This window comes from Roseiarcus sp. (assembly GCF_052145395.1).
In the GTDB taxonomy this organism is placed as follows: domain Bacteria; phylum Pseudomonadota; class Alphaproteobacteria; order Rhizobiales; family Beijerinckiaceae; genus Roseiarcus.
Map to the genome: position 1 here is coordinate 1 of NZ_JBKQOT010000434.1, position 4,739 is coordinate 4,739.

Sequence of the window (4,739 nt, forward strand, 5' to 3'; positions counted from 1 at the left end):
TCCCCAAGTTGTTGCAAACCAGGGAGAATCAGACCCCGCGAGGCCGGTCAACCAATATCAGGTCAGGCTCTAAAGCGCTGTCGGGACGCCCAAAAAAATATTTCCTCGCCCGACAATGGGAGAAACGTCCGGGCGTCCTCGCTCAGACGCCAGACAAGCGAGCGATGTTTTCTCGCGGCGAAAGCGATTTTTCCGCCATAATCCAAGCCTATCCCGAGCTTGACCTCCGGACGGGAACGAAGGCGCCGATGTTAGACATTCCGGCACGACGGGATGATGCAAGGCGGGTCGCGACGTCGTCGCTGGCGGCGTTCCGCCCACGCCGGAAAGACTCCGACGCGCCGCGCGCGGGCGGCTTTGGTCTCGCAGGACGCGTGCTGGTGGTCACCATCGGCTTCGCGCTGCTGGCGATGGGTCTCTTCTACGTCGCCCGACTGGCCGCCTTTCGCGAGACTTGGCTGCACAACAAGATGACGTCCGCCCAGACGGCCTTCGAAGCCTTCGACGCCGGGGGACTCAACGAGCTTTCCCCGGACCTGGCACGCAAGGTTCTCGGGAGCGTCGGGGTCAAGTCGATCACCGTCTCGACGCCTTCGGGCCGGCGAACGCTCTCCGATTCCGAGATGTCCCGCGAAGCGTCGATGACAGTCGATCTCGGCAGCGAAACCTTCTTCGACAGCATCGGCGCCGCGTTCCGAACCCTCCTCCGCGGCCCGGGCGTGGTGATCGACGTCACCGACACGATTTCGCAAAGCGGCGCAGATGTTGAGATCACGCTCGACGAGACGCCGCTCGTGGAGGCGCTCTGGCGCGTGTCGAACACGTTCCTGAACATTGCGCTCATGATCGCGACCGTGGTCGCCAGCGTGCTCTGGGCGGCGTTGTGGATCATGGTGCTGCGGCCGATGGGAAGGCTGACCTCGAACATCATCGCCTTCGGCGAGCGCCCGCAGGACGCCTCGCGCGTCATTGCCCCGAGCGGACGGAACGACGAGATTGGGCGCGCCGAAAAAGCGCTCGCCGCCATGGAAGACTCGCTCGCGCACGAACTCACGCAGCGCAAGCGCCTGGCCGAACTCGGAATGGCGGTCGCCCGCATCAACCACGACCTGCGCAACATTTTGTCGGCCGCGCAGCTCATTTCGGATCGTCTGGCGACGATCGAGGACCCCTTGGCTCAGCGGCTCGCGCCGAGGCTTGTCGCAACCCTCGACCGCGCGATCCAGTTCTGTCAGGCGACCCTGACCTACGGCGCCGGGAGCGAGCTGCCCCCCGAACGGCGGGCGTTCGACTTGAACAAAATGGTGCACGACGTCGTCGAGTCGGCTCGCGCCGAGCATGACGACGCGATCGACTATCATGTCGACATCCCTCCCCGTTTCGAGACCTACGCCGATTCCGACCACATTCTTCGCGTCCTCGAGAACCTGAGCCGCAACGCCGCCCAGGCGCTGATGGCCAAGGGCGCAGCAGGCGGCCGGCCCAAGGCGATCCGCTTTGCCGCGATCCGGACCGACGGCGTGGCCCTGATCGAAATCAGCGACACGGGCCCCGGATTTCCGCCGGACCTGAGGGCCCGCATCTTCGAGCCCTTCCACAGGTCGACCCGCGAGGCGGGAACCGGGCTCGGCCTGTCGATTGCCGCCGAACTCGTGACGCGCAACGGCGGCTGCATCGATCTTGCTCCGCCCAAGGCCGACGACTTCTATTGCAGCGCGCGGTTCCTGATCAAACTGCCGACTCCCGAGCGCGCTGCCCTCAATTCGCCTGCCGCCGCGCCGCAGCCGTAAGGCGACCGCGATTGCCGCGAGAGGCCGTCCTCCCCGTCCTCCCCGCTTCCGCATGACGCCTCGCTCGGCTAAGAGTGCCGTCCGTCGCCAGGACCCATGCGGTCGCCAGCGCGGCGGAAAGCGGAGACATGTCCATCGCCAGCCACGCCTTCCGGACGCGGGACATCGCCTTCCTTTCCTCCGGGTCGAGGGAAGCCGAGGAGGCCCGCGCTTCCCTCGTCACGCTTTACGGCAGCGTCCCGCCTGAGGAGGCCGACATCATCGTCGCCCTCGGCGGCGACGGCCTGATGCTGCAGACCCTGCACCGCACCATGAAGTCGCCGAAACCGATCTACGGAATGAACCGCGGCTCGGTTGGCTTTCTCATGAACGAATATTCCGAGCACAACTTGCCTGAGCGGCTTGCGGCGGCCCTGCCTTCGATCATCCACCCGCTCATCATGCGGGCCAACGACATTCGCGGCATCGAGACGACGGCGCGGGCGATCAACGAGGTCTCGCTTCTGCGCCAAACCTATCAGGCGGCCAAGCTGCGCATCGAGGTCGACTCGGCGACGCGGCTCAGCGAGCTCATCGCCGACGGCATTCTCGTGGCGAGCCCCGCCGGCTCGACCGCGTACAATCTGTCGGCCAGCGGGCCGATTCTGCCGCTCGATGCGCCGCTGATGGCGCTGACGCCGCTCTCGCCCTTCCGGCCGCGTCGCTGGCGGGGCGCTCTTCTGCCCGACGTTGCACGGGTTGTGATCGAGGTCCTCGAGGCGGACAAGCGTCCGGTCGCCGCGGCGGCGGACCACTACGAAATCCGTCGCGTGACGCGGGTCGAGGTGTCCATGGACCGCGTGACGTCGCTCGTCCTTCTGCACGACCCAGGGCATTCGCTCGACGAACGGATTTTGCGCGAGCAATTCCGCTACTAGGGGGCTTCCATGGCCAAATCGGCGCGCGTCATCGGCGAGCGTGTTCTCTCGGGCGGGCGCTTCGATCTCACCCGGACCGACATCGAGGTCGTCGAGGACGACGGCGCCGTTCGGACGCTGTCGCACGAGGTCTATCGGCATGGCCTTGCCGCTGCCGTGCTGCTCTACGATCCCGATCGATCGGCCGTGACCCTGGTCAAGCAGTTCCGCGGAGGCGCCTTTCTGTGCGACGGAACCCTGGCCACGATCGAGGCCTGCGCCGGCATGCTCGACGGCGATTCGCCCCGGGACTGCGTCATCCGGGAAGCTCTGGAGGAGACCGGCCTCGCGATCGCCGAGCCGCGCCACGCCTTCGACGCTTTTATGAGTCCCGGCGGCATGACCGAGAAGATCGCCTGCTTCGTTGCGCCGTACGACGCGACCAGCCGGCGGGGGGGCGGCGGCGGCGTCGACGAGGACGAGGATATCGAAGTCCTTGAAATCCCGTTCGCCGAGGCGCTGGCGATGATCGGACGCGGCGAGATCGCCGACGCCAAGACCATCGCTCTCCTCTATTTCGCCAAGGCTTCGGGCCTTTTGGCCTGAGCGCAGTCGGACGGCGGGGCGACCCGGGCGCCTGGTCCGGCCGAGCCCGGTCGACCCGAGCCGGTTTTGGGCCTTTTCAAGGACTTACAGCCACTTTTCCGAGCGAGCGAAAGCCCGAGCGGCCTGGAAGTCGGGTCCTCCTCCTGGGCGGACGGAGACGGCTCCCCCGCGAGGGCGTCCGAGGCCGGCGGAGGCGAGCGACGCGACTTGGGCGCCTCGCCCGATCCGAGCCGGTTTTCCGACTTTTCAAGGACTTACAGCCACTTTTCCGCGCGCGTAGGTCCCAAGCAGGGGCCAGTGAGATCAGCTCCCTTTTCAAGCGCGGCACCGTCGCGAGCGACCCCCGCATCAAGTCCGGGGTGTGGCGATCCAGCGGAAAGTAGGGCGCATGCCCTACCCCTGGACCGCCACGCCTCATTGGGCTTGCAATCACGACTTTCCTCAGGGCGAGCGCGTTGACGGCTCCGGGCGCGCGGCCGAGCGACCGGAGTCGGGTCCGCCCCGCGATGGAATCGCCCGCGATGGGAAGACCCCGAGCACAACGTCGCGCGTCCGAAATCGTCACCGGACCCGATTCCGTTTCAGCTTCCGGCCTCCCCATGGCCGTTATCAAACCCGTTGCGCCTGCTGTCAGTCGCTCTTGCGTCGGGCGACTTTGCGTCGCGCCGCCCTTCGCGGCCGGGATCGAGCTGCGTCTCCATTCCTCTCTGCCTTCGTTTGCGGTCTCCTGATAATCAGGATACTAGCACAAATGATTTCGCTTGATAAGGATATGTTGCGGCCGCGCCTCCGACGGGAGAACGGACCCCACCCCGCGTTCACCGCTCGCGGTTCAACTCTGACCCGCGCCCACCTTCTACGAAACGGGCGGGTTCCACCCTGACCTGCTGTCGTTGGCTCGTCTCGGAGCGGAAGGAAAGCATCGGACTCCGGTCGACGCCGGAACGCGACGTTTGCGCCAACAGCGGCCCTCGATACCCGTTTGGTCGTGCCCCGACCCGGTGGCAGCGGACCGGCTGACCGAGCGGGCGCCCGCGCCGCCACCTCGCGTCCAATCGATCAGTTCCAGCTGACGTTGTCGACCACGGGCACTTGTCCGGACGACGGTAGCGTCAGCGAACGGTTGCCGCTGCAAGCGCCGTTGCCGGGGTAGCATTCCCAAGTGACGCTGCCGTCGGAATTCTTGCGATAATATTTGTATTGGATCGCGCCGCCGGCGGGCAGGTTGATCGAATTCTTCCAGACCGGATAGCTCGCCGAGTCGACCGGAAGGGCGAGGTTTGTGTTCCAGGCGCCGAGTGCGCTCGTGTTCCCGGTGACATAGTATTGGCTTCATTGGGTGACGGCGTCGACATTGAAGTCGACCTCGACCTGGCCGGCCCCCGGCGGCAGGACACAGGCGTGATATCTCGAGCAGACCGCCGGCGGGATATCGAGCACTTTGTTG

At 66.0% G+C, this 4,739-nt stretch carries 3 protein-coding genes and 1 pseudogene; 3 read left to right on the top strand and 1 reads right to left on the bottom strand.

Annotated features, from left to right (window positions below; genetic code table 11):
• The first annotated feature begins 248 nt into the window (after nt 1-248).
• The 3 genes from ACLP25_RS14785 to ACLP25_RS14795 all read left to right on the top strand — a co-directional run bounded on the left by ACLP25_RS14785 (nt 249) and on the right by ACLP25_RS14795 (nt 3,292).
• Entirely contained in the window at nt 249-1,790 is a 1,542-nt protein-coding gene (locus tag ACLP25_RS14785) for an ATP-binding protein (RefSeq protein ID WP_442469945.1), read from the top strand.
• Between the two features lie 128 nt (nt 1,791-1,918).
• Nucleotides 1,919-2,707: an NAD kinase gene (locus ACLP25_RS14790; protein WP_442469946.1), complete on the top strand. Its 789-nt coding sequence runs from the start codon at nt 1,919-1,921 to the stop codon at nt 2,705-2,707.
• 9 nt (nt 2,708-2,716) lie between these two features.
• Nucleotides 2,717-3,292 carry an NUDIX domain-containing protein gene (locus ACLP25_RS14795; protein WP_442469947.1) on the top strand — a complete coding sequence of 192 codons (576 nt, stop codon included), beginning with the start codon at nt 2,717-2,719 and terminating at the stop codon, nt 3,290-3,292.
• A 1,059-nt stretch (nt 3,293-4,351) separates the two neighbouring features.
• Here the strand turns inward: ACLP25_RS14795 and ACLP25_RS14800 are convergent.
• A pseudogene (locus tag ACLP25_RS14800) lies at nt 4,352-4,603 on the bottom strand (carbohydrate-binding module family 20 domain-containing protein); the annotation flags it as partial.
• Nucleotides 4,604-4,739 lie beyond the last annotated feature (136 nt).

Bases quoted from the DNA above. Each gene is read 5' to 3' on its own strand.
- ACLP25_RS14785 (WP_442469945.1), top strand. From the start codon at position 249: ATGTTAGACATTCCGGCACGACGGGATGATGCAAGGCGGGTCGCGACG.
- ACLP25_RS14790 (WP_442469946.1), top strand. From the start codon at position 1,919: ATGTCCATCGCCAGCCACGCCTTCCGGACGCGGGACATCGCCTTCCTT.
- ACLP25_RS14795 (WP_442469947.1), top strand. From the start codon at position 2,717: ATGGCCAAATCGGCGCGCGTCATCGGCGAGCGTGTTCTCTCGGGCGGG.